This window comes from Nonomuraea sp. LPB2021202275-12-8, assembly GCF_037044575.1.
Taxonomy (GTDB): domain Bacteria; phylum Actinomycetota; class Actinomycetes; order Streptosporangiales; family Streptosporangiaceae; genus Nonomuraea.
The window spans coordinates 21,437-42,807 of the sequence record NZ_JBAHWD010000030.1 but is presented as its reverse complement, the minus strand read 5'-3'; the positions used below and the strand labels follow the sequence as shown (position 1 = coordinate 42,807).

General features: G+C 69.8%; 24 protein-coding genes. 14 read left to right on the top strand and 10 right to left on the bottom strand.

What is annotated here, in order from left to right; genetic code table 11:
- The first annotated feature begins 112 nt into the window (after positions 1-112).
- Genes V5E28_RS36925 through V5E28_RS36915 form a run of 3 tightly spaced genes read left to right on the top strand, consistent with a single transcriptional unit; the run spans position 113 to position 2,330 of the window.
- A complete protein-coding gene (locus V5E28_RS36925) occupies positions 113-481 on the top strand; it encodes a hypothetical protein (RefSeq protein WP_336214011.1) in 369 nt (122 codons plus the stop codon).
- Positions 478-1,938: a multicopper oxidase family protein gene (locus tag V5E28_RS36920; protein ID WP_336214009.1), complete on the top strand. Its 1,461-nt coding sequence runs from the start codon at positions 478-480 to the stop codon at positions 1,936-1,938. The genes V5E28_RS36925 and V5E28_RS36920 overlap by 4 nt, the downstream gene beginning before the upstream one ends.
- Before the next feature lie 8 nt (positions 1,939-1,946).
- Positions 1,947-2,330, top strand: a complete 384-nt coding sequence (locus tag V5E28_RS36915; protein ID WP_336214007.1) for a nuclear transport factor 2 family protein — start codon at positions 1,947-1,949, stop codon at positions 2,328-2,330.
- Here the strand turns inward: V5E28_RS36915 and V5E28_RS36910 are convergent.
- Together V5E28_RS36910 and V5E28_RS36905 are read right to left on the bottom strand one after the other, a co-directional pair.
- On the bottom strand, positions 2,327-2,812 hold the full coding sequence (locus V5E28_RS36910) for an MSMEG_6728 family protein (RefSeq protein WP_336214005.1): 486 nt from the start codon (positions 2,810-2,812) through the stop codon (positions 2,327-2,329). The genes V5E28_RS36915 and V5E28_RS36910 overlap by 4 nt on opposite strands.
- A gap of 55 nt (positions 2,813-2,867) precedes the next feature.
- Positions 2,868-3,710, bottom strand: coding sequence for an alpha/beta fold hydrolase (locus tag V5E28_RS36905; RefSeq protein WP_336214004.1), 843 nt, complete (start codon positions 3,708-3,710; stop codon positions 2,868-2,870).
- Between the two features lie 144 nt (positions 3,711-3,854).
- Between V5E28_RS36905 and V5E28_RS36900 the strand changes: the two genes are divergently transcribed.
- On the top strand, positions 3,855-4,253 hold the full coding sequence (locus tag V5E28_RS36900) for a DUF2975 domain-containing protein (RefSeq protein ID WP_336214002.1): 399 nt from the start codon (positions 3,855-3,857) through the stop codon (positions 4,251-4,253).
- Between the two features lie 31 nt (positions 4,254-4,284).
- Here the strand turns inward: V5E28_RS36900 and V5E28_RS36895 are convergent, their stop codons facing one another.
- Genes V5E28_RS36895 through V5E28_RS36875 form a run of 5 tightly spaced genes read right to left on the bottom strand, consistent with a single transcriptional unit; the run spans position 4,285 to position 7,136 of the window.
- Positions 4,285-4,920 (bottom strand): phosphatase PAP2 family protein, encoded by a 636-nt coding sequence (locus tag V5E28_RS36895; RefSeq protein ID WP_336214001.1) that lies wholly within the window; start codon positions 4,918-4,920, stop codon positions 4,285-4,287.
- Positions 4,907-5,647, bottom strand: a complete 741-nt coding sequence (locus V5E28_RS36890; RefSeq protein ID WP_336213999.1) for a phosphatase PAP2 family protein — start codon at positions 5,645-5,647, stop codon at positions 4,907-4,909. The genes V5E28_RS36895 and V5E28_RS36890 overlap by 14 nt, the downstream gene beginning before the upstream one ends.
- A 28-nt stretch (positions 5,648-5,675) precedes the next feature.
- Positions 5,676-5,834 (bottom strand): hypothetical protein, encoded by a 159-nt coding sequence (locus tag V5E28_RS36885; RefSeq protein WP_336213998.1) that lies wholly within the window; start codon positions 5,832-5,834, stop codon positions 5,676-5,678.
- Between the two features lie 31 nt (positions 5,835-5,865).
- Positions 5,866-6,708: a methyltransferase domain-containing protein gene (locus tag V5E28_RS36880; protein ID WP_336213997.1), complete on the bottom strand. Its 843-nt coding sequence runs from the start codon at positions 6,706-6,708 to the stop codon at positions 5,866-5,868.
- Positions 6,705-7,136 (bottom strand): MBL fold metallo-hydrolase, encoded by a 432-nt coding sequence (locus V5E28_RS36875; RefSeq protein ID WP_336213995.1) that lies wholly within the window; start codon positions 7,134-7,136, stop codon positions 6,705-6,707. Before V5E28_RS36875 ends, V5E28_RS36880 begins: the two co-directional genes overlap by 4 nt.
- Before the next feature lie 78 nt (positions 7,137-7,214).
- Here V5E28_RS36875 and V5E28_RS36870 point away from each other — a divergent pair, with 78 nt between their 5' ends.
- Both V5E28_RS36870 and V5E28_RS36865 read left to right on the top strand, forming a co-directional pair.
- On the top strand, positions 7,215-7,463 hold the full coding sequence (locus tag V5E28_RS36870; RefSeq protein WP_336213993.1) for a hypothetical protein: 249 nt from the start codon (positions 7,215-7,217) through the stop codon (positions 7,461-7,463).
- Positions 7,464-7,489: 26 nt separating this feature from the next.
- Complete coding sequence (locus V5E28_RS36865; RefSeq protein ID WP_336213992.1) at positions 7,490-9,436, top strand: polysaccharide lyase 8 family protein; 1,947 nt, start codon at positions 7,490-7,492, stop codon at positions 9,434-9,436.
- 22 nt (positions 9,437-9,458) lie between these two features.
- Here the strand turns inward: V5E28_RS36865 and V5E28_RS36860 are convergent, their stop codons facing one another.
- Positions 9,459-10,280: an SAM-dependent methyltransferase gene (locus tag V5E28_RS36860; RefSeq protein WP_336213990.1), complete on the bottom strand. Its 822-nt coding sequence runs from the start codon at positions 10,278-10,280 to the stop codon at positions 9,459-9,461.
- 304 nt (positions 10,281-10,584) lie between these two features.
- Here V5E28_RS36860 and V5E28_RS36855 point away from each other — a divergent pair, with 304 nt between their 5' ends.
- The 8 genes from V5E28_RS36855 to V5E28_RS36820 all read left to right on the top strand — a co-directional run bounded on the left by V5E28_RS36855 (position 10,585) and on the right by V5E28_RS36820 (position 18,548).
- Complete coding sequence (locus V5E28_RS36855) at positions 10,585-11,526, top strand: GNAT family N-acetyltransferase (RefSeq protein WP_336213988.1); 942 nt, start codon at positions 10,585-10,587, stop codon at positions 11,524-11,526.
- Between the two features lie 224 nt (positions 11,527-11,750).
- Positions 11,751-12,563: an SAM-dependent methyltransferase gene (locus V5E28_RS36850; RefSeq protein WP_336213986.1), complete on the top strand. Its 813-nt coding sequence runs from the start codon at positions 11,751-11,753 to the stop codon at positions 12,561-12,563.
- 27 nt (positions 12,564-12,590) lie between these two features.
- Positions 12,591-12,803 carry a hypothetical protein gene (locus V5E28_RS36845; RefSeq protein ID WP_336213985.1) on the top strand — a complete coding sequence of 71 codons (213 nt, stop codon included), beginning with the start codon at positions 12,591-12,593 and terminating at the stop codon, positions 12,801-12,803.
- A gap of 137 nt (positions 12,804-12,940) precedes the next feature.
- Positions 12,941-14,770 (top strand): glycoside hydrolase family 15 protein, encoded by a 1,830-nt coding sequence (locus V5E28_RS36840; RefSeq protein WP_336213983.1) that lies wholly within the window; start codon positions 12,941-12,943, stop codon positions 14,768-14,770.
- A 284-nt stretch (positions 14,771-15,054) separates the two neighbouring features.
- On the top strand, positions 15,055-15,558 hold the full coding sequence (locus V5E28_RS36835; protein ID WP_336213982.1) for an inorganic diphosphatase: 504 nt from the start codon (positions 15,055-15,057) through the stop codon (positions 15,556-15,558).
- Positions 15,559-15,616: 58 nt separating this feature from the next.
- Positions 15,617-16,189: an RNA polymerase sigma factor gene (locus V5E28_RS36830; RefSeq protein ID WP_336213980.1), complete on the top strand. Its 573-nt coding sequence runs from the start codon at positions 15,617-15,619 to the stop codon at positions 16,187-16,189.
- Positions 16,182-16,943: a CU044_5270 family protein gene (locus V5E28_RS36825; RefSeq protein ID WP_336213978.1), complete on the top strand. Its 762-nt coding sequence runs from the start codon at positions 16,182-16,184 to the stop codon at positions 16,941-16,943. The genes V5E28_RS36830 and V5E28_RS36825 overlap by 8 nt, the downstream gene beginning before the upstream one ends.
- A gap of 54 nt (positions 16,944-16,997) precedes the next feature.
- Complete coding sequence (locus V5E28_RS36820) at positions 16,998-18,548, top strand: heparinase II/III domain-containing protein (protein WP_336213976.1); 1,551 nt, start codon at positions 16,998-17,000, stop codon at positions 18,546-18,548.
- Positions 18,549-18,814: 266 nt separating this feature from the next.
- Here V5E28_RS36820 and V5E28_RS36815 read toward each other — a convergent pair whose 3' ends face one another.
- The gene (locus V5E28_RS36815; RefSeq protein ID WP_336213975.1) at positions 18,815-20,431 is read right to left on the bottom strand and encodes a caspase, EACC1-associated type; all 1,617 of its coding nucleotides are present in this window, start codon (positions 20,429-20,431) and stop codon (positions 18,815-18,817) included.
- Positions 20,432-20,462: 31 nt separating this feature from the next.
- On the bottom strand, positions 20,463-20,846 hold the full coding sequence (locus V5E28_RS36810; RefSeq protein ID WP_336213973.1) for an effector-associated constant component EACC1: 384 nt from the start codon (positions 20,844-20,846) through the stop codon (positions 20,463-20,465).
- Between the last annotated feature and the right edge of the window lie 525 nt (positions 20,847-21,371).

The following is a 21,371-nucleotide window of genomic DNA, read 5'->3' as shown; positions in this document are numbered from 1 at the left end:
CGACCGAGGCCGTCCCGTCCGACGACGATGTGCGGACACCGCGCGGCACCGCGCCTCCAAAGCAACGAAACACCAAGCCCGAAGCCCAAGCCCGAAGCCCGAAGGAGATTCGATGAACTTCCTCACCGCGCTGCGCACCGTGATGGCCCTGCACGTGGTCGCTGCCCTGTTCCAGTCGGTAACGGCCGGCATGCTGCTGTCCTCCGCCGACGGCAGGGCCCTGCACGTCGCGTCCGGCCTCGCCCTGGCGGGCATCGGGGCGATCCACGTACTGCTGTCCATCCTGGTGTGGCGGCCGGGGCGGGGCTCACCGGCCTTCATCCCCTCCGCCGTCATCCTGCTGGCCGCCACGGCGATCGCGGCGATGCTCGGCGAAGCGGGCATCAAGGAGCTGCACCTGCCGCTCGGCGTCGCCATCTTCGGCGGCACGGTCGTACAGCTCTTCCGCGCCATGTCCAGCCGCACCCCGGCAGCGGCATGACGCTGACGAGAAGGCGCGCGCTCGGCCTGCTCGGTCTCGGCGCGGTCGCCGCGGCCGGGCTGCCCGGCTGCTCGCTGCTCGCGGGCACGCCGCAGCCGCAGCTGCTTCCCAGCACCGCGCCGCTGCCCAGGCCGTACGCGGTGCCGCTGCCGGTGCCCGCGCCGGCCAGGCCGGCGCGCAGCGAGGGCGGCGTCGACTACTACGATCTGGCGCCGCGTGCCGCCGACGTGGAGATCCTCCCCGGCCTGCGGACCGGGATCTGGGGGTACGGCGGGCAGTTCCCGGGCCCGACCATCGAGGCGCGCAGTGGGCGCAGGACCGTGGTGCGGCTCGCCAACGAGCTGGCCGCGCCCACGGTCCTTCACCTGCACGGCGGGCGCACCCCGCCGGAGTCCGACGGCTACCCGACCGACCTGGTGCGGCCGGGTGCGCGGCGGGACTACGACTTCCCGCTCGATCAGCGCGCGGCCACGCTGTGGTACCACGATCACCGCATGGATCACACCGGGCCGCAGGTGTGGCGCGGCCTCGCGGGCTTCTTCCTGGTGCGTGACGCCGAGGAGGAGGCGCTGCCGCTGCCCGCGGGCGAGCGTGACGTGCCGCTGATGATCTGTGACCGGTCCTTCGCCGAGGACGGTTCCATGCCCTACCCGGGCTATCCGGACCGGCCGGGCGCCCGCGAGCCGTACATGGGCGGGGTGCTCGGCGACGTCATCCTGGTCAACGGCGCGCCCTGGCCGGAGCTGCGGGTGGCGCGCGCCAGATACAGGCTGCGGCTGCTCAACGCCTCTAACGCCCGCGCGTACGAGCTGTCCACGGGCGGGCCGCTCATCCGCATCGGCAGCGACGGCGGCCTGCTGTCCGCGCCGCTCGCGGTCCGGCAGGTGCGGCTGGCTCCCGGTGAGCGGGTGGACGTGGTCGTCGACTTCGCGGCGTACCAGGTCGGACAGCATGTGGAGCTGCGCAATCTCGCGGGTGAGGGGCCACAGGGCAGGGTGATGAGGTTCGTCGTCGACCGCGACGCGCGTGACGACTCGGCCGTCCCGGCCAGGCTGTCCGCGGTGGAGCGGCTGGATCCGGCGAAGGCGGCCGTCACCCGGGACTTCGAGTTCACCAGTGGCAGCATGCACGGCGGGACCGGCTGGTTGATCAACGGCAAACCGTTCGACCCGCGGCGGACGGACGCCAGGCCCAGGCTGGGTGACACCGAGATCTGGCGGCTGACCAGTGACGTCGCCCATCCGGTGCACCTGCATCTGGCGCACTTCCAGGTGCTGTCGGCGAACGGCGAGCGCCCCGCGGGCCCGCCCGAGTGGAAGGACACCGTGGAGCTGCGCGACGCCCAGACCGTGGAGATCGTCACCCGGTTCACCGGCTATCGAGGCCGGTACGTCTTCCACTGCCACAACCTCGAACACGAGGACATGGCCATGATGGCCAACTTCGAAGTCGTATAGGGGGAGAGATGGACCTGCGAGAGAGGTTCGAGGCGTTTCTGACCGTGCTGCCGGACGAGCTGGCGTACGGCGAGGAGGACCCGGGCAGTGTCCTGGACCGCTACTACGTGCCCGGATTCGAGTACCACAACGACGGGATCACCCTCGACCGGCAGCGGCTGATCGACCATGTCCGCCCGGTGCGCCGCAACCTCGTGAGCAGCCGCATCGAGGTGGGCGACGTGCTGGTCGGCGAAGATCGCGCGTCGGCGCGGTACACCGTGCACTCGGTGCTGCGCAAGGGCAAGGTGCTGACGCTGGAGGTGTACCTGTTCGCCGCCTTCGCTCCCGACGGCCGGGTGAGCAGGGTCGACTCCATCACCCGGCTGGTCGAGGAGAGCGGGAACGCCTAGCCGCCTGGCATGCACGCGGGTGGGCGGTCCGAGGCCGGCCAGACGTAGTCGAGGTCGTCCGGATCCTGGCCGAAGATGGGCCGGTAGTGGGCCGGGTCCTTGCGCAGCAGGGAGGAGCGGTGGCTGAGGTGCAGGGCGGGATCGCCCAGCCACGGAGGCAGCTCGCCCGCCTCCTCCAGCTCCGGCTGGGAGCGGACGGCGGCGGTGCCGCAGTGCTCGGCCAGCTCGCGCGACATGGTCCCGGCGCAGGTGTCGGCGCGGCCGGAGGCGCACCAGTGCCCGCACATCTCCAGGCCGTAGCGGACCAGCGCCTCCTCGTACCCGGCCCACATCTTCACCACGGGATGGTGCCGCCAGCCGTACCCGGGGACGGTCAGCGCACGCAGCACCTGCAGCGCCTCGACCCGCTGCTTGCCGAGGCGCAGCGGGTCGAGGACCCGCGCCGAACTGGCGAAGTCCGGGAATGGCAGGAAGGTCTGCATGGCTGTCCCAGGTGTCGGCGTGCTGTCGAGACCCGTTGTTCCCCGTGCGGGGGGTTCACACGTGCGCGGCGAGCCACGGGCGCAGGATCGGCAGCACGTTCGCCGCCTGCATGGCCTGGGTGTGGTCGAGCCCTTCCAGCACCTCCACGTCCCAGCCGAGCCCTTCCAGCTCCGCCCGCCGGCGCACGATCGGCCCGCCGATGCTCACGTGCACGTCGCCCCACCGCTCGCCGTACTCGATCTCGTCCGCCGAGCCCCCGAAGCACAGGCGGGGGCAGGTGACGTGCGGCTGTGCCGCGAGGTCGTCGAACCCCCGCAGCGCCTCGTACAGCGTGAGGAACTGCTGGGTCTGCGCCGGCGTCATCGTCACCTCCACCGAGGACCAGTCGAACTCGCCGCCTTCGGCGGGCTCGGCAGGCTCGGCGGGCTTCGGCGTGACCGCCATCTCGTGCGTGGCCGCGGTCACCGCCAGCATCTCGGCGTACGGCCCGCCGACCGGCGGGAAGCCGCCCATGACGAGCCCTGACAGGCGGTCGGTGCGGATCGCGAGCTGCAGCCCGCTCAGCGCCAGCCAGGAGTAGCCGTAGTACGCGAACCGCCCGGCCCCCACTGCGTCGGCCACCGCCAGCATGTCGGCGGCGACGTTGTCCGGGGTCAGCGTGCCGGCCTTGGGCTCGGCGAGCACATGCCCCTCGTAGTCGAAGGCGGCCACCCGCATCTGCCCGCTGAGCCCGTCGATGAGCGAGCGGCCGAGCGCCGGATCGGCCCCCCACTTGCGCATCTCCTCCGCCTGCGGCCCCTCCAGAGGCCGTGGGTTGACGGGGATCAGCAGGGTCTCGCCGGTGCCGTGCACCTCGATGTCGATGGTGCTTCCGTCATGCATCGTCGCCTTGGGCATGTCAACTCCGTACGCCGTAAACCATTGTCGGAATCCTGATAATAGCTTATGCCGTAAGGAGATAAATCCCAGCCTTGTCCGGATAAGGCATATCGTTTATCGTTTTATCGAGAATCGATACCGCCGCCGAGGGGAAGACGTCTCATGACCAAGCCTCCGCTGAGCATCCGCCTCCTCGCAGTGACCGTGTGGGGCGGACTCGGGCTCGCGCTGCCCGACCTGCTGCTCGTGCTCATCCTGGGGATCGTCGCGGTGCTCCTGCTGGTCGTGATCCGCACCTTCGGAGCGGGCGACCCGTTCGTCCCGGCGAACGCGCGCAGGCTGGTGACGATCGGTTTCCTGCTCATCGGGGTCGGCATGCTGCCCCGAGTGGAGGATTTGGCCCTGTGGGCGCTGCTTTCCGGCACCCCTCTGGAGGGCGTGACCATGGGCGCGGTCCAGGACCACCACTGGGCGGTCGTCTCGGGGTTCGTCGTGCTGGCGCTGGCCGAGGTGTTCCGGCAGGGCAGCCGGCTCCGCGCCGACACCGCGGGCCTCGTCTAGGCCCGCCCCGGCCGCCCGCCGTACGGCAAGATCAGTCCGCGCGGCGCAGGATCGCGCGGGCGGCCACCACCACGCAGACGATCCCGAGCAGCAGCCCCCAGAGGACGTCGGTGACGAAGTGCATCCCCCTGTAGAGCCGGGAGAAGGCGACGAGGAGCGGCGCGGCGCCGCCGATGACCCAGATCGCGACCTGCCATGCCCTGCCGCGGACGCGGGTGCTCATGACGAGCGCCAGGCCGCAGTAGAACGCGACCGCGGCGCTGACGTGCCCCGAGGGGAAGCTGGAGGTGGGTGGCGCGGGGTCGAGGTGAGGCACCGAGGGCCGGTGCCGGTCGATGACCAGGGTGGTGGCCAGGAAGATCAGCGACTGGCTCCACACGGCCGCTATCAGGAAGACCGACTCGCGCCAGCGCTTGAAGGCCAGCCTGAAGGCGATCGCCGCCGCCGCGGTGAGCGCGACGATGTACGGGGTGTCGGACAAGCTGCTGCCGAAGTCGGTCAGCGTGTTCCACACGCCGCTGCGTTCGGCGGCCAGGCCCTTGCTCACCGCGCTCTCGCCGGTGCTCATGGCCAGGACCAGCTCACCCGCCCCGAACGTCACCACGGCCATCAGCACCAGTGGCAGGACGAGAGCTAACGCGTAGTGGCGCACATCAATCTTGGTCACGGATCACCTTCACGGACTCGGGTTCCACTCCTTCGACCGGAGGCGAGGCGGGCCTTCGGCCCTGCTCTCGCCGCCAGGTCTCGAACGCCGCCACGGTGGCGGCGATCACGGCCACGCCCAGGATGATCCCGGCGACGACGTCGCTGACCCAGTGCACGCCGAGCGCGACTCTGGTGTAGGCGACGGACACCACCAGGAACCCGGCTATGGCCCAGGTCAGCAACCGCCCGTAGGCGGGCAGCCGGGGCAGGATGAGCAGCACGATCACGCCCGCGCCGAGCGTCACGTGCAGCGCGTGCCCCGAGGGGAAGGCGTCGCCGGGCGCCAGCGCCACGGGGTCGGGCAGGCTCGGCCTGGCCCGGGCCACAACGATCTTTAGCGCGAGGCCGAGCAGCCCGCCCACAGTGATCGTGGTGACCGCCCAGATCGCGACCCGGCGTGCGCCCCTGCGCCACAGCCAGACGGCCAGCGCGACGACCGCGATACGCCAGGGCCACGGCCCGAACAGATCGGTCCACACGATGAGCAGGTTGGTCACGGCGGGATTGGCCAGCGCGTACTCGTGCAGTTCCCCGGCCACGCTCGCGTCCAGCCGGTTGAGCGGCATCTTGGCCAGGACGAGCAGCAGCATGAACGGGATCATGACGAGCGCGACCGTGACGGAGGCGACGGTCAGCCGCGCTCCCAGCCCGCCCTCACCGTAGGTCTTCCAGTTCTGGTGCCGCATTCGCGGCGGCTACCCGGTCAGGACACGATCATGCCTTGGCGTCGCTGTCCGAAGCGGTGCCGGCCCTGACCGCTACAGCTGCTCGCGGGCCTCGGACACCCAGCCCATGACCCCCCTTGGCGCCGCTGGCCTCGGCGATGCCCAGATGCCGCAGCGCGTAGGACATCGTCAGCTTGTCGCCGGCCACCGCCGCCAGGTCGTAGGAGCTCCTGCCCAGTCTACGACCGGCGCTCGGCGATGTAGGTGTAGTAGTTGCAGGCCGCGAAGAACGTCCCGTCCGCCATGGCCCGGCGCTGCTCGGCGAGCCAGCCGTCGACCCGCTCGGCCGGGAGCAGCCCGGCACGCGAGATCAGCGGCGCGAACGCGTCCAGCATGCCGGGGAAGAAGGCGCCGGTGCCGACCTCGGCGTGGACGTGGGCACGTACGAAGGTCGTCCGCAGCCCGGCCGCCACCAGGACCCGAGGCAGGTCGCGCATGACGCGCGGCTTGCTGACGATCACCGCGAGCAGCGCCTGCTCCATCGCCTGCCCGAGTGCGGCGTCGGCGCCGCCGAAGGAAAGGGAGGCGTAGTCCCCGTCGAAGACGGTGACGGTGCCGCCGGGCCGGACCACCCGGGCCGCCTCCCGCAGGACCGTCAGAGGATCGCCGACATGGCTGATCAGCGTGTGCGCGATCACCGCGTCGAACGTCCCGCCGGGCAGGTCGAGCGCGTGCGCGTCACCGACCAGGAAGTCGATCCGTCCGTCCACGCCCTCGGCCGCCGACAGCCGCCGGGCCGCGTCCACGAGCACCGGGCTCTGGTCGACCGCTGTCACCCGCCCGCCGAACCCCTTCCGGCCCGCCAGCGCCCGCGCGATGAGCCCGGTGCCGCAGCCGACCTCCAGCACCGTCCGCGCCGACGTCAGCGCCGCCCGGTCGAAGTACTCCTCCCGGTAGCCGGTGAACACCGGGTCGGCGCCGCGCGCCTCCAGCCGGTCGACGAACCGCCGCAGCGTGGCCTCGTCCTGCTCGTTGATGAACTCCATCGCGTCCCGCGGCCCCACCGGGCCCGCCGCGCTCACAGCTCGAACCTGCTTCCGACGGCGTTGGGCCGGAACGCTCCCGGCATGGCCGCCGCGAGCGCGTGCTGTGCCGTCCAGCTCGTGCAATGAGCGGGTACGACCACAGCGGGCGCCTCCGCCACCAGGGCCTCGACCGTCCGCGGGATGATCGGGCCGCTCCTCAGATGGAAGCCGCCCAGCACGGCGTGCACCCGGTCCACGCCGGTCAGCCGCTTGGCGTGCCGGACGATGTTCACGATCCCGGCATGGCCGCATCCGGTGAGCACGACCAGCCCCTTGCCCGTGCCGTTCAGTCCCCACCGCCGCACCAGTCCCTCGTCGGGCAGCAGCACGTCGGAAGAGTTGTCGATCAGGGTGGTCACGCTCACGCGGTCGACCGGCCGCAACGGGATCCGTCCCGGCTCGGGGCCGGCTGCTGGTGTCTCCATGCCTGGCTCGCCTCCGTCAAAGGGCTCCTGCCGTCATGCTCCTCCTCACCCGGCGCCACGGCCAGTGATAATGCAGGCGTGCCGCGATACTCCAGGCGATCACTGTTAGCGCTCGGCGGCATGGCCACGGCCGCGGTGGTCTTCCCGGTGCGCGACGATCCGCCCGCTCCCGATCTCGCGAGCTCACTGCCCCCGCTGCGGGACAGATGGCGGGAGGTGACGGCGGGCGCGGGCGTCACGGAGGCGGCGACGGCTGTGGCCCGGCACCTCGGCACCATGGCACCGGCCCGCACGTCCCTCTGGCCGACCTGCCGTTCCCCTCCCTGACCCGCACCCCGGCCAGGCTGCAGGCGATGGCCCGCGCGTACGCGGCGCCGGGCACCGGACTGACCGGCGACGCCCGCCTGGCCACGGCCGTCGCCACCGGCATCGACCACTGCCGGCGGCACGTCTACAGCGCGGGCGCGGACGCCGACGGCAACTGGTGGGACTGGGAGATCGGCGCCCCCAGGAGGCTCCTCGACGCGGCCGTACTGATCGGCCCCCACCTGACGGGCCGGCAGAGCGCGGCGCTCGCGGAGGCGGTGGACCATTTCGTCCCCGAGCGCCGCCTGGCCGGCTACGACGGCACAAGCACCGGCGCCAACAGGGTGGACCTGTGCACGGTGATGCTGCTGCGCGCCGTCATCGGCGCAGACCCGGGCAAGGCCGGGCTGGCCGCTTCCGCGCTCGCGCCCGTCTTCCGCTACGTCTCCGAGGGCGACGGCCTCTACCGCGACGGCTCGTTCATCCAGCACACCACCGTCCCCTACCAGGGCGGCTACGGCGCGGTGCTGTTACACGGCCTGGCGACCCTGTTCGCGGTGCTGCGCGGCTCGCCATGGGAGGTCACGGACCCGAACCGGCAGATCGTCTACGACAGCGTCGAGCGGTCGTTCGCGCCGTTCGTCCACGACGGCTCGTGCATGGACCTGGTCAGCGGCCGCGCCATCAGCAGGCAGGCGTACGGAGACCGCGCCAGGGGACAGCGGATCGCCTCGGCGATCCTGCTGCTGGCGGAGACCGCCTCGGCGGCCGAGCGATCCCGCTGGCAGGCCATGGTCAAGGGCTGGGCGGTACGGGGCTCGTACCCGTCCACGCCCGGCGGTGGCGACCCGGCATTCCGCTCACGCCTGGCCGCCATACTCGGCGACGACGAGATCCCCGCCGCCGGCGAGCCCGCGGGGCACCGGCTGCTGCCGATGAGCGCCCGCGCCGTACACCGCAGGCCGGGCTGGTGCGCTGCGCTCAGCATGGCCTCCTACCGGATCGCCCACTACGAGCACGGCAACGGCGAGAACCCGCGCGGCTGGCACACCGGCTCGGGGATGCTCTACTGGTGGGGCGAGGGCCACGGCGACCAGTATTCCGGCGGGTTCTGGCGCACCGCCGACCCCTACCGCCTGCCGGGCACGACCGTCTCCACGCGGCGGCTGCCGGACGGCGCCGGGGAGGCCTGGGGCGGCGTCTGCCCGCCGGCCCGCTGGGTGGGCGGCGCCACCGACGGCACGTACGCGACGGTCGGCCAGCATCTGTACGGCCTCGAAAGCACGATGGAGGCCTTCAAGTCGTGGGTCTTCCTCGACGACGCCGTGGTCTGCCTGGGCGCCGGCATCACCAGCGGAGACGGCGTGCCCGTCGAGACCATCGTGGACGACCGCCGGGCCGACGGCCTCCTCACCGTCGACGGCGAGGCGCGCTGGGGGCACCTGGAAGGGCACGGCGGCTACGTCATGCGCGCCGACCACCCGCTCCACGCGCTGCGCGGCGAACGCGGCGGCCGGACCCAGGTCACCCTCTGGCTCGGCCACGGCACCGACCCGGTCTCGGCCGGATACGCCTACCTGCTGCTGCCGAACTCGAGCCTGGCGGGCACCAGGGCTCGCGCCGCCGACCCCGGCTGGATGCGCGTGCTCGCCAACACCTCCCGCCAGCAGGGCGTCCACGTCCCGTCGGCGGGCATCACGGCGGTCAACTTCTGGACCGCCGGATCCGTCGGCGGCGTCACCGCCTCCGCCCCGTGCGCCGTCCTCGTGCGAGAGCGCCCCGACGGCACGGCCACCGTCACCGTGTCGGACCCCCGGCGGGACCTGGACGAGCTGACCGTGACCTGGCACCGCCCGGTCACCGAGGTGCTCTCCGCACACCCGCTCCTGCGCGCCGCCACCACCGGCCCGGCACTCACGCTCGCCTTCGGGCGGCTCGGGGACCGCGGCGGCAGCTCGCAGACGGTCGAAGTCCTGCCGCTCGGCCTGGAGTGACCCCCGGCCGGAACGAGCCGCCTCAGCCGGTCAGGCGTCCCACTCCGCCGTCGACGCGGAGCTTCGGCGGGCCGCTCAGCAGCGGGATCGCCGCGTCGTCCGCGTCGTCCAGGCGCCACTCGTGCACCGGGACCAGGCCGGGCCCGATCAGCTCGAACCCGTCGAAGAAGCTCAGCACCTCGTCATGGCCGCGGAAGGTGGCCTCGGCGGGGGAGTTGGCGGTCGCCATGGTCAGCTGGGCCTTCGCATCCGGATCGCTCTCCGCCATCGTGTGCGAGAGCACCAGGTAGCTGCCCGGCGCCATCCGCTTGCGGAACTCCGCCACGATGCCCGCCGGGTCCTCCTCGTCCCGGACGAAGTGCAGCGCGGCGACCACCAGCACGCCGACCGGCTGATCGAAGTCGATCAGACCCGTGACGTGCGGATCGACCAGGATCTCGTCAGGCCGGCGCAGATCCGCCTGGATGCTCGCCACTCCCGGCTCGCTGGCCAGCAGCACGTCTGCGTGCATGCGCACCACGGGGTCGTAGTCCACGTAGACGACCCGGCACGCGGGACTCACCGCGCGGGCCACCTCGTGCACGCTGGGCGAGGTGGGGATGCCGGTGGCCAGGTCGATGAACTGCCGGACGCCGTTCTCGGCCAGGTGCCGCACGGCACGCACCAGGAACATCCGGTTGGCCCGGGCGACGAGCCGCGTGTCCGGAGCGACGGCGAGGAGTCTGTCCGCCACCGCCCGGTCGACCGCGAGATGGTCCTTGCCGCCGAGCAGATAGTCGTACACGCGAGCGGAGCTCGGGACGTGCGGGTTGACACCAGGAGGTACGCGCTCCGCCTCTGTCACAGGGGCGCCCCTTCGTCTCGTGAGCAGAACGCCATACTAGTCGGTCGGTGACGAAAAGCTCTCGCATACGATCAAGGTGGGCACATCGTGCGAGGTGCCCGGCTTGGAATGGATTTGCTCGCCTTGCTGCGGATCCGATAGAACATGACGACCCCGCCCATCGAGGGCCCGGGGCCTGAGCAGCGATAGGAGGGATTAGCCGATGCGTTCCACGACCCGTCGTGCCAGTTCCTTCCAGAGGTCCGGCAACTAGCTGACCCTGGGGCGTCCTGGCACACCACACCTTTTACCGAAGGTAAGTGCCTTGACCCAGAACGACCTGACCATGCGCCCGCTCTCCGGGCGCGCCGAACTCGACCTTTTCTGCCGCCTGCCCTACGTCCTCAACGACGAGCTGGCGGACGACCTCGACACCGGCCGCCGCCGGCCCGACTGGATGTGGCTGGCGCTGCGGGGTGACCGCCCTGTCGCCAGGCTCGCCTGGTGGGCGCAGCGTCCCGAGGACCCGCCGTACGTGCTGGACACGCTGGACCTCGACGACGCCGACCCGGACCGGATCGACATCGGGGTGCGGCTGCTGGAGACCGCGATGGCCGCGGTCCTGCCGCCGGGCGCCCTGCCGCCCCAGTACGGCCGGTACATCCCGCCTGACTGGCGTGAAGACAGGGCGGCGGGGCAGATCGTCGAGGACCGCATGGCAGTGCTCGAACGGACCGGCGCCAAGCTGCTCGTCGAACGCCTGCGCCTGGAATGGCGTCCGGGGACGCCGGTTCCCGAGCCGAGCGGGCGCCTGACGTTCCGGCCGGTCGGCGACCGGGACGAGCTCGTCGAGCTGATGACCGCCGTCATGGCGGGCACCCTCGACGCGCACGGCCGGGCCGACCTGGCCACGATGCCCGCCTCCCAGGCGGCGGCCAAGCACTACGACGAGGAGCTGGCGCACTACAAGAGCCCGCGGGAGTGGTGGCGGATCGCGACGACGGCGGGCGGAGACCCCGTCGGATTCGTCATCCCGGCCCGCAACAGCTACAACCCGATCATCGCCTACATCGGCATCCTGCCTGCGCACCGCGGGCAGGGCCACATCGACGACCTGCTCGCCGAGGGCACGAGGATCCTCGCCGGCCAGGGCGTCCCGCGGATCCGCGCGGCCACCGACCTCGGGAACGTGCCGATGGCCAGGGCCTTCGAACGCGCCGGATACGTCAACTTCGAGCGTGAGATCAACATGGCGTGGGGCGGCTGACCTATCACGCTATTTCGCGGCATCTGGGCATCCTGGCACTGCTGAAGACGGCTCCTGCGACAATGATCGCGTGCGTCACGTACCCGACGGAGGGCGACCGCCCGATCACGGGCAGGAGCCCGGCAGTGCCGGGCACCGGCCTCGGAGGTGCTTGGAAGACGTACACGCGTTGCTGTACCGTCAAAATCCCTCCCATATCCTGCAATAGGGAGTCAACTTCCAGCATGAGCGACAGTAATGCCGCCGAGTCGGCCTGGGCCCGCGTCGACACGACCGTCCCGCACTCCGCCCGGGTGTGGGACTTCTTGTTAGGCGGGAAGGACCACTTCGCCGTCGACCGCGCGGCCGGTGAGACCCTGCTGCGGCTGTTCCCGGACTTCGCGATGGTCGCCCGCCTGCAGCGCGAGTTCCTCATCCGATCGGTCCGCTATCTGGTCAGCGAAGTGGGCATCCGGCAGTTTCTGGACATCGGCACCGGCCTGCCCACAGCCAACAACACCCACGAGGTCGCCCAGAGCATCGCCCCCGAATCCCGCGTCGTCTACGTGGACAACGACCCCATCGTGCTGGTCCACGCCCGTGCCCTGCTCACCGGCGCGGCCCCTGGCGCCACCGACTACATCGACGCGGACGTCCACCACCCGGACGTGATCCTGCGCGGAGCCGCAAAGACGCTCGACTTCTCCCAGCCCGTCGCCGTCATGATGCTGAGCATCGCCGGCCAGCTCGTCGACGAGGACAATCCCAAGGACATCATCGACCAGCTGATGGACCCGCTCGTGCCCGGCAGCTACCTGGTGCTGAGCGACGGCACCAACACCAATCCAGCGCTGATAGAGGCTGTCGCCAGCTACAACAAGAGCGCCGCCAACACCTACCAGCTGCGCAGTCCCGAGCGGATCTCGGAGTTCTTCGCCGGGCTGGAGCCGGTGGAGCCCGGCGTGGTCCCGACCCCGGAGTGGCGCCCGGCCCCGGACCGGTGGGACGAGCCGCCCGCCGTGGTGAGCGCCGTCTGCGGTGTCGCCCGCAAGCCGTGAGCGACGGCTCGCGCGATGCTGCGTCGCATGACGTCGGAGCCGAAACCAGTGGGGCGAGGTGGCCGCCAACCTCCCCATGAGAAGAACTGCACGCTCATCCGAAACGACATCGTCATCGGCGTGCGGAATCTCCACAAGGCGACCGGCGACGAGACCATCGAACAACGGGCGATGGCTCTCATCGTGACCGAGGGCGATCTAAAGTACCGGCGCAAATACGCCAAATCCTGGCGGCAATGACCCGGCAATGGTTCCGGGATAAACCCGTGTCCAATCCATGTCCCGGGCGCGTGGTGAAGATCTGCGTTGTCTTGACGGGCGGCAGGGACGGGCGAGTGCCCGATGTGCGTAGCTTGAGGGCAAGGAGGAGGGGACGGATGGCGGTTGGAGCGTTCGGTTACACCGATGACCCCCGATATCTGCCGATCGGCGAGCACGGGCTGATCGGCGATCTGCGCACCGTCGCGCTCGTCGGCACGAACGGCACGATCGACTGGTACTGCTGCCCCCGCTTCGACTCCCCGAGCATTTTCGGCTCGATCCTGGACGCCGATCGGGGCGGGTCGTTCGAACTGGCCGCCGACACGCCCGCCAGGACCAAGCAGTTCTACTTCCCCGACACCAATGTGCTCATCACCCGGTTCTTCGCCGAGGACGGGGTGGGCGAGATCCAGGACTTCATGCCCATCGCGGGTGACCCGCGCGAGGCCGACCGGCATCGGATGATCCGCCGCGTGACGTGCGTACGCGGCACGCTCCCGTTCCGTGCCCGGGTGGCTCCCCGCTTCGACTACGCCAGGCAGCCGCACACCGTATGCCTGGAGGGGCACCGGGCGCTGTTCGAGACTTCGTCGGTCCGCATCGCCCTGACCTCCAGCGTCCTGATGGAGACCGACGGGCAGGACGTGTGGGCGCGGTTCAAGCTTGCCGAGGGAGAGCAGGCCGTCTTCGCGCTCGACCGTTTGGGCGAAGGCCTTGAGCTGCGCGGCTGCCCGATCGAGGAGGCGGCGGACGAGTTCGCCGCCACGGTCGCGTTCTGGCGTGGCTGGCTGTCCGCCTCCCGTTACCGGGGACGGTGGCGGGAGGTGGTCCACCGCTCCGCGCTCACGCTGAAGCTGCTCACCTACGCGCCGACCGGCGGGATCGTCGCCGCGGCGACGACCAGCCTGCCCGAGCAGATCGGCGGCGAGCGCAACTGGGACTACCGGTACGTGTGGATCCGCGACGCCGCGTTCTGCGTGTACGCCCTGCTGAGGCTCGGTTTCACCGAGGAGGCGGAGGCGTTCATGGGTTTCCTGTGCAGCCACGTCCCGCTCAGCGGGGACGGCCGTACCGGTCCGTTGCAGATCATGTACGGCATCGACGGGCGCAGTGACCTGCCCGAGCAGGAGCTGCACCATCTCGAGGGGTACCGGGGATCGGCGCCGGTGCGCGTCGGGAACGCCGCCGCCGGCCAGCTGCAACTCGACATCTACGGCGCGCTCATCGACTCCATCTACCTGTACAACAAGTGGGGCGATCCGATAGCCAGCGGTCGCTGGGACTCGCTGTGCACGCTGGTGGACTGGGTCTGCGAGAACTGGGACCAGCCTGACGAAGGCATCTGGGAGACCCGCGGCGGGCGCAAGAACTTCGTCTACTCGCGGCTGATGTGCTGGGTGGCCATCGAGCGCGCCATCCGGATGGCCACGCAACGCGGACTTCCCGCCGACATGCAGCGCTGGAGACGGGTTCGCGACGCGATCTACCGGCAGATCATGCAACGCGGCTGGTCGGCCGACAGGGAAGCGTTCATCCAGCATTTCGACGAGGACGTCCTGGACGCGTCCGTGCTGATGATGCCGCTGGCCAAGTTCGTCTCGCCGACGGACCCCAAGTGGCTGTCCACCCTCGACGCGTTGGGTGACGAGCTGGTCTCCGACTCGCTGGTATACCGCTACAACCCCGAAGCGAGCCCTGACGGGCTGCAGGGGGCGGAGGGCACGTTCTCGATCTGCTCGTTCTGGTACGTCGAGGCGCTGGCCCGCGCCGGCCGCGTCGACGAGGCCCGTCTGGCGTTCGAGAAGATGCTGACCTACGCCAACCACCTGGGCCTGTACGCCGAAGAGATCGGGCACACCGGCGAGCAGCTCGGCAACTTCCCGCAGGCCATCACCCATCTGGCGCTCATCAGCGCCGCCTTCAACCTCGACCAGGCCCTCGGGTAGTGCTGATCCCACCGGGACCACATGCCCGAGCCGGGTAGTCAGGGCACGAAAGATCTCCGCCGCCGTGAGGTTGTCCGGTCTGGCGTCCGGAAAAGGCGGATATAGGGGGATAGGCGGCGCCGCACCGTCACCACTCCCGAAGGCGGAGGCCGCCAAGTCCCGGCACATATCGGAGAGCGGTCTGGTCGCCGACAAGTACGAGGTCCTCGTCGAGCGCGCACACGCGGCCAGAGCTCGCGAACTGCTCGCGAAGGCGAACGGTTAGGTGCTTTGAGGTAGGGCTCATGCGTTTCGACGTGGTCGTGGAGACACCACGGGGGTCTCGCAACAAGTACGAGATGGACCCCGACCAGCGGCACATCCGGCTGGACCGCCTGCTGTTCACAGCGACCGTCTACCCCTACGACTACGGCTTCCTCCCCGACACCCTGGCCGAGGACGGGGACCCGCTGGACGCGATGGTGCTGGGCGAGGTGCCGACGTTCCCCGGCTGCCTCATCCGCGTCCGTCCCGTCGCGGTGTTCTGGATGAGCGACGAGGCCGGCCCGGACGCCAAGATCCTCTCCATACCTGCGGACGATCCTCGCTTCGAGGGGTGTCAGGACATGGACGACGTCCCGGTGCACGTACGAGGCGAGATCGGGCACTTCTTCGACGTCTACAAGGATCTGGAGCCCGGAAAGACGGCGAACGTCCGCGGATGGGAGCCGCGTGAGTGCGCCGAGATCCTGATAGACGAGGCCATGCTGCGCTTCCGCCGACATGCGCCGATTCCTGGGCAGCCGTGAAAGCAAACCGGTGCATCGGGTGATAAGAGATGACCATTGATGCATCGGAAGGCGCCACATGACGGGGGAGACCATCGCGATGCCCGTGCCCTGGACGGCCCGCGCACCGGGGGCACTGGACGCGGAGGGGTTCGAGGAGCTGTTCGGCAGGTGCTTCGGGGAGATCCACACCTACGTCGCCCAGCGCCTCGGCCCGGACCACGCCGAGGACATCGTCGCGGAGACGTTCTTCACGGCGTTCCGCAAGCGCGCGCAGTACGACCCGTCCCGCGCGAGCGTCCGGGCCTGGCTGTACGGCATCGCCACGAACCTGATCGGCAAGCACCGCCGCCTGGAGGCCCGCACCCTGCGCGCTCTCGGCCGCTTCGGCCCCGAAGCCGATTCCCCGGGGCACGAGGACTCGGTGGCCGTCCGCGTCAGTGCCCAGAGTCTTCGTCCTGAGCTGGCCTCCGCCCTGGCCGAGCTGGATCGCCGCGATCGCGACGTGCTGCTGCTCGTCGCGTTGGCAGGGCTGACCCACGAGGAGATCGCCACCGCGCTCGGCATCCCGTACGGAACCGTCGGCTCCCGTCTGAACCGGGCCAGGAAGAAGCTGCGCGCCCGTCTCGGCGAGGTGCGCGTCCATGGATGAGCTGGTACGCGACCTGTACGGCGAGCCCGGTCCGGACCCGCAGGGGCGGGCCAGAGTATGGCGGCAGCTGGCGGCCCGGCGCAGGCGCAGGCGCCTGTCGTGGCTGGCGGCCCCCGTCGTCGCGGCGGCCCTCGCGATGGTCCTCGTCGTGTACGGCGCACCCGGGCAGGAGCCGTCCAGCCGGTCGATCCTGCTGGCGGCGGCCACCACGGCGGAGTCCTCCGCCGCGGACGGGACCTACTGGCACGTCAAGAAGCTGTACGACGGCACCAGGGAGAGCGAGCTCTGGGCGACCAGAGACGGCCGGGCGTGGACCGCGGAACAGGGCCGCGTGACCCGGGTCACGGGCAAGTCGCCGTTCAGCATGGCGGGACAGGACCTGACGTACGCGCAGATCCAGAACCTGCCCTCCGATCCCGCCGCGCTACGCGAGCGGGTGACCGCGATGCTGCCGGACGCGAGGCTGCTCGCCGACGCGCTCAGCGGCCTGCTCTGGACCAAGCCGTCCCTGCCGGCGGTCCGCGCCGCCGCCTACCGCGCACTGGCCGACCTGTCCGAGGTGCGCTACCTGGGCGCCCGTACGGACACGAGAGGTCGTCATGGCGAGGCGTTCTCCTTCGGCCTGCCGTCCGGCGTCCAGCGGACCCTGATCATCGACCCGGTCACCTCGCAGGTCCTGTCGTGCACGGACGACCGAGGGGGACGCACCGAGATCGTCCTGGTCGCGGGCTGGACCGACGAGGGCCCCCGCTAGGACTCACCCGCGCAGGCACGTAGGTGCCGCGCGCCCAAAATCAGGAGCCATGACGTGTTCCGGCGTGCCCGCATGCTCTCAGGCAGGGCCATCTGCCTGAGCGACCAGTTCCCGATGAGCAAGGTGGAGGAGGTGATGAGCGGGCGCGTCACGTTCGCCGGACTGCCACCCGTCGATCTCGGCGCGGACGTGGACTGGAGCACGAACCCGCACGGCAACCGCTCCTGGGCGCTGAACCTGCACACGCTGCGCTGGGTGGGCCGCCTGGTCGCCGAGTACGAGCGATCGGGAGAGTCGGCGTACCTGCGGCGCGCCGCGCACCTGGCCGAGCACTGGACGCGCGAGAACCTGCGCGGCGGCCGCGGGGTCAGCCCGTGGGCGTGGGCCGAACACGCGATCGCGTTGCGCGCCCCCGTGCTCGTGTGCCTCAGCGAGCACGTCCGGACCCGGTGGCTCTGGGACGGCCTGGCCGAGCACGGCGAGCTCCTGGCCGATCCGGCGCTCTACCGCGAGGGCCACAACCACGGCCTGGACCAGGACGTCGCGCTGCTGGTCGTCGGCTGCCGCCTGGGCCGGGCGAGGTGGCGCGACCTGGCCGTACGCAGGATGACCGCCTCCGCCGAGCTGGCCATCGACGAGCAAGGGGTGCTGCACGAGCAGGCTCCCCGCTACGGCCTGTACGTGCACCGCCGGCTCGGCGTGGCGCTGCGGGCCATCAGGGAGAGCGGAGCCGAACCGCCCCAGCGGCTGGTCGCCAGGAGAGCCGCGCTGGAGGCGTACATCGCCCACGCCACCCAACCCGACGGCTACCTCGTCCCCATCGGCGACAGCCCGGCGAACGTCCGGGCGGACGGGTTCCCGCACGAAGGGCCGGTGGTGCGGGTGTTCGACGCCGGGTACGTCTTCGGCCGGACGACGTGGGACGATCCCGGCTCAGCCCACTACTCGATCAGGTTCGGCCCGGGGCGGGCGCTGCACGGGCATGAGGACCACCTGGGCGTCACCTATGGCGCCCAGGGCCGCCGGATCCTGGTGGAGGCGGGTTTCCACTCCTATGAGCGGACCGCCTACGTGGACTGGACCCGCACCCCTCAGGCGCACAACGTGCCCGTCGTCCCGGGCGCCTTCCGCCCTGGCACGCCCACCCGCCTGCTGAGCTCCGCGCTCGGCTCCTCACGCCAGTGCTTCGAGCTGTCCGACGACGCCTACGGAGTGACCAGGACCCGGCGCGTCCTGGTCAACCATTCACCGGACCTGCTGGCCGTGCACGACAGCGTGCCCGCCGGCACCGTGCGCAGTCTCTGGCACGTGGACCCCGGGCTCACCCTCGTCTCCCAGGACGACGGCGCGGTGGTGCTGGGCGACGGGGACTGGCGGGTGACGCTCCTGCTGTTCCCCGCCAGGGGCCGGGCGCTGCTCCCCGGCACGATCTCGCTCGGCTACCAGCGCACCGCCGAGACCATCACCGTGGAGTCACCGGAGGCGCCCGACGTGCTGACCGTGATCGTGCCGGGCACCGCCGACCCGGAGGTCTCGATCTCGGGGTCCCTGATGACCGTCAGAACCCCCGGCGGCCCCGTCACGATCCGCCGCCCCGGCCGCTGAAGGCGCGCTGCCCCGGCGCCCGGCGAAACAGAAAAGCCCTGGCCACGTATACACGTGACCAGGACTCCACAGGCGAACTGTCTGTGTCCGAGGGGGGAGCACCACCGGACGCACATGGTCTGCCGCTTCCGCTTCCCTGGGCCTCGTACATCGCATCCGCACAACGTGATTTGCTTGCTGTCTGCACCTGCCAATCGGTCTGTCGGGCAGCGCCTTGTTGATCGCGCGTGCTGGAATTCTGAAGAACTCACGTCATTGCAGGCCACTCAGCCTGCTGCGCTTTCTCGGCAAGACATTTCGTTGATCTCTTCCCATGTGGGTTGCGCTTCGAGAAAATCCTCCTTTGAAGGCAGGCGTTCGCTGAAGTGTTTCCGCCAATCGTTGCTGCCGACGTATTTTTGCAAGGCGATTCGGAGGCGTTCGCAAGTGTCATGATTGTCCTTGGCTATCGCGAATCCCGTGGATTCGCGATGGCCGAACCTGATCCCCTCGATAAGTTTAGTATCTTGTTGCTCCGCTAACTGCATGCCGGCAAGTGTCAACCGGTCTCCGACGATCGCGTCCACTGCGCGCCGATATAGGCTGGTGAGGCAGCCACCAAGACCCTGTTCTACGATGATCTGCACCCCCTCTGTGACCTTCTCCAGAGAGTCGACTGTTGTCGAAGTCGCGATCGTGCATACACGCCGCCCGGAAAGGTCAGAAATTTTTTTGATACCTGTTTCTTGGCGACGAACTAATGCGCCCAGTCGCGAGGAAGCGAGCGGACCAACAAAATCGACTACTCTTTCCCTGGATGGGGTTATGCCCAGCGTGCCGGCGATGTGAACTTCGCGACTTATTAGCGTTCCTACCGCATCTTCTCGCGCGATCTTCTTGAATGTAAGACCTCCCTTTAAGTCGGCAAGATCAAGTAATCCCGCGATTACGTCTTCGTTGTAGCTCGAATCTGCTCCGTTATTGCGATTTCCTTCGTCGTCTCTCCAGACTCCCGCCACTACGCGCGTGGCATCGAGGAATGAGTCTGGCGCCTGGGGTACGTAGGTGCTGCCCTGGAGCACAGCGAGCGGCAACATCGCGAGCAGGGCACGGCCAGTCTTCGCCGCAGCGCCCGGCGGCTTCTTGCGGGAGCGGAAAGCGGCCGGACGGAGTCCTTGTTGAGAGGACAGTCCAGTGACAGCAGGTGGGGGCGGGGGTTTGATCGGCCCCCGTGTCACGGTGAGGTTTCCGGCGGTGCCGACCGAACGGCGTTGCGGGCGGGGGAGGCCTCGGCCAACCAGTTCTTGGTCGATGTGGCGGTGGATCTGATCCAGGGTGAGCGGGCCGGGTATGCGTAGTGCGTTCAGCAACGCTCCGGTGAAGGCGGTGTTCCGGGCACCGAGTGGGGCGTGAGAGAGGGAGGTAGCAGGCGTGGACGTCAAGGTATAGGTGCCCGTCAGATCAAGCTGCCCCAGGGCGAGGCTCCTCCGGTTGCTCATGACTGTGACGGCTTGGCCGGAGAAGCAGCAGTCCAGTAGGAGCACGCGGGCTTTGGCGCGAGCGCTACCGACCATGCGTTTGACAAGGTCGACGTGGATAGCGGAAAAACCGACGTGCTCGGCATTCGTGCCGGTCAGAGCGAAGTGCAGCACTCCGGTGTCGTCGAGGACCCCGTGTCCGCAGTAATAGACCAGCAGCAGATCCTCCGCCTCGCGGACAGCGGCGGTCAAGGCCACGCCGACAGCGGCCTGATCTGCCGGATCGGCCAACACCTGGCAATGATCGGCTGTGAGGAGGCCATGTACGGGATGCGTCAGCACTTGGCGCAGGTCTTCCAGGTTCGTGCGCACAGCCGGGATGTCAGGCAACTCCGGGTCACGGAAGGTACCTGCCCCGATGAGCACCGCCCGGCTGCCCCTACCATCCAGGAGCGGCTTACGACTCACTATGCCGCTCGACAGCCGCCGGGAACTGTTCCGCCACCTCCCGCAGCACCGCCGCCGGGTCCGCAGCACGACGGATATCCACCTCGATATGCCGCCCGTCGGCAGCGTTGATGGTGACCTTGACGTCGGTACGGCGGGAGGTAAACCAGGTGCACACCGATTGGATCAGCACCGCCACCGCGCCACCGGAGCCCACCGCTACCGTCAGCAACTCCACCGACGCGCCCATCTCTCCCGGCTCTGGTGCTCGCCGCTGAGGCCGTACCCGCCCTCGCAGTTCATCCTCCAGACCAAGCCAGTTAAACAACCCCACAGCGTGGGACGCAGCCTCTGCACCCTCGACAATTATCTGCAATTCCACTGCATCGGACATATCAGACACGAGGTAACGTCCTTTGAATTACGGTCATTTTGATCTCCATCATGCTAGCGGCCTGGATGTGCCCAAGCCTTACCATGTCGCTAATCGGGGCCCGCAGCCTCGAATGATCCGCGCCAGACCAGATTGACGGCGGCCATGTGCGGTCGCGATGAAGGGAGAGGGGGATCGCAACGCCCAGGCACCCGCTTGGACGGTCAAAGGCAACGACGCCGAGCACCGCCTGCTGGCTGGGCCGTAGCCTTCGCACCGAGCGGGGCCCGGCTCGGGGACGCCGGGGGCAACGCCCTCGCCGCCCTTGTCGTGGTGGCGGTGGTGGCGTACACATCGCCTGGCCGGTCTGCTCCTGGCCGCGGAGTCGACCGTCCGGGCGCCTGGAGTCGGGGAGATCATCGATTATTTCCGCGGCCGACACTTTGAGTTGGTCTACGACCAGGCCCCTGGCGCTCTGCGGGTGGACGTGCCCGGAGCAACGCCGGTCGTCATGGATGGCCGGACAGGCTGAGCCGGCACAGGACT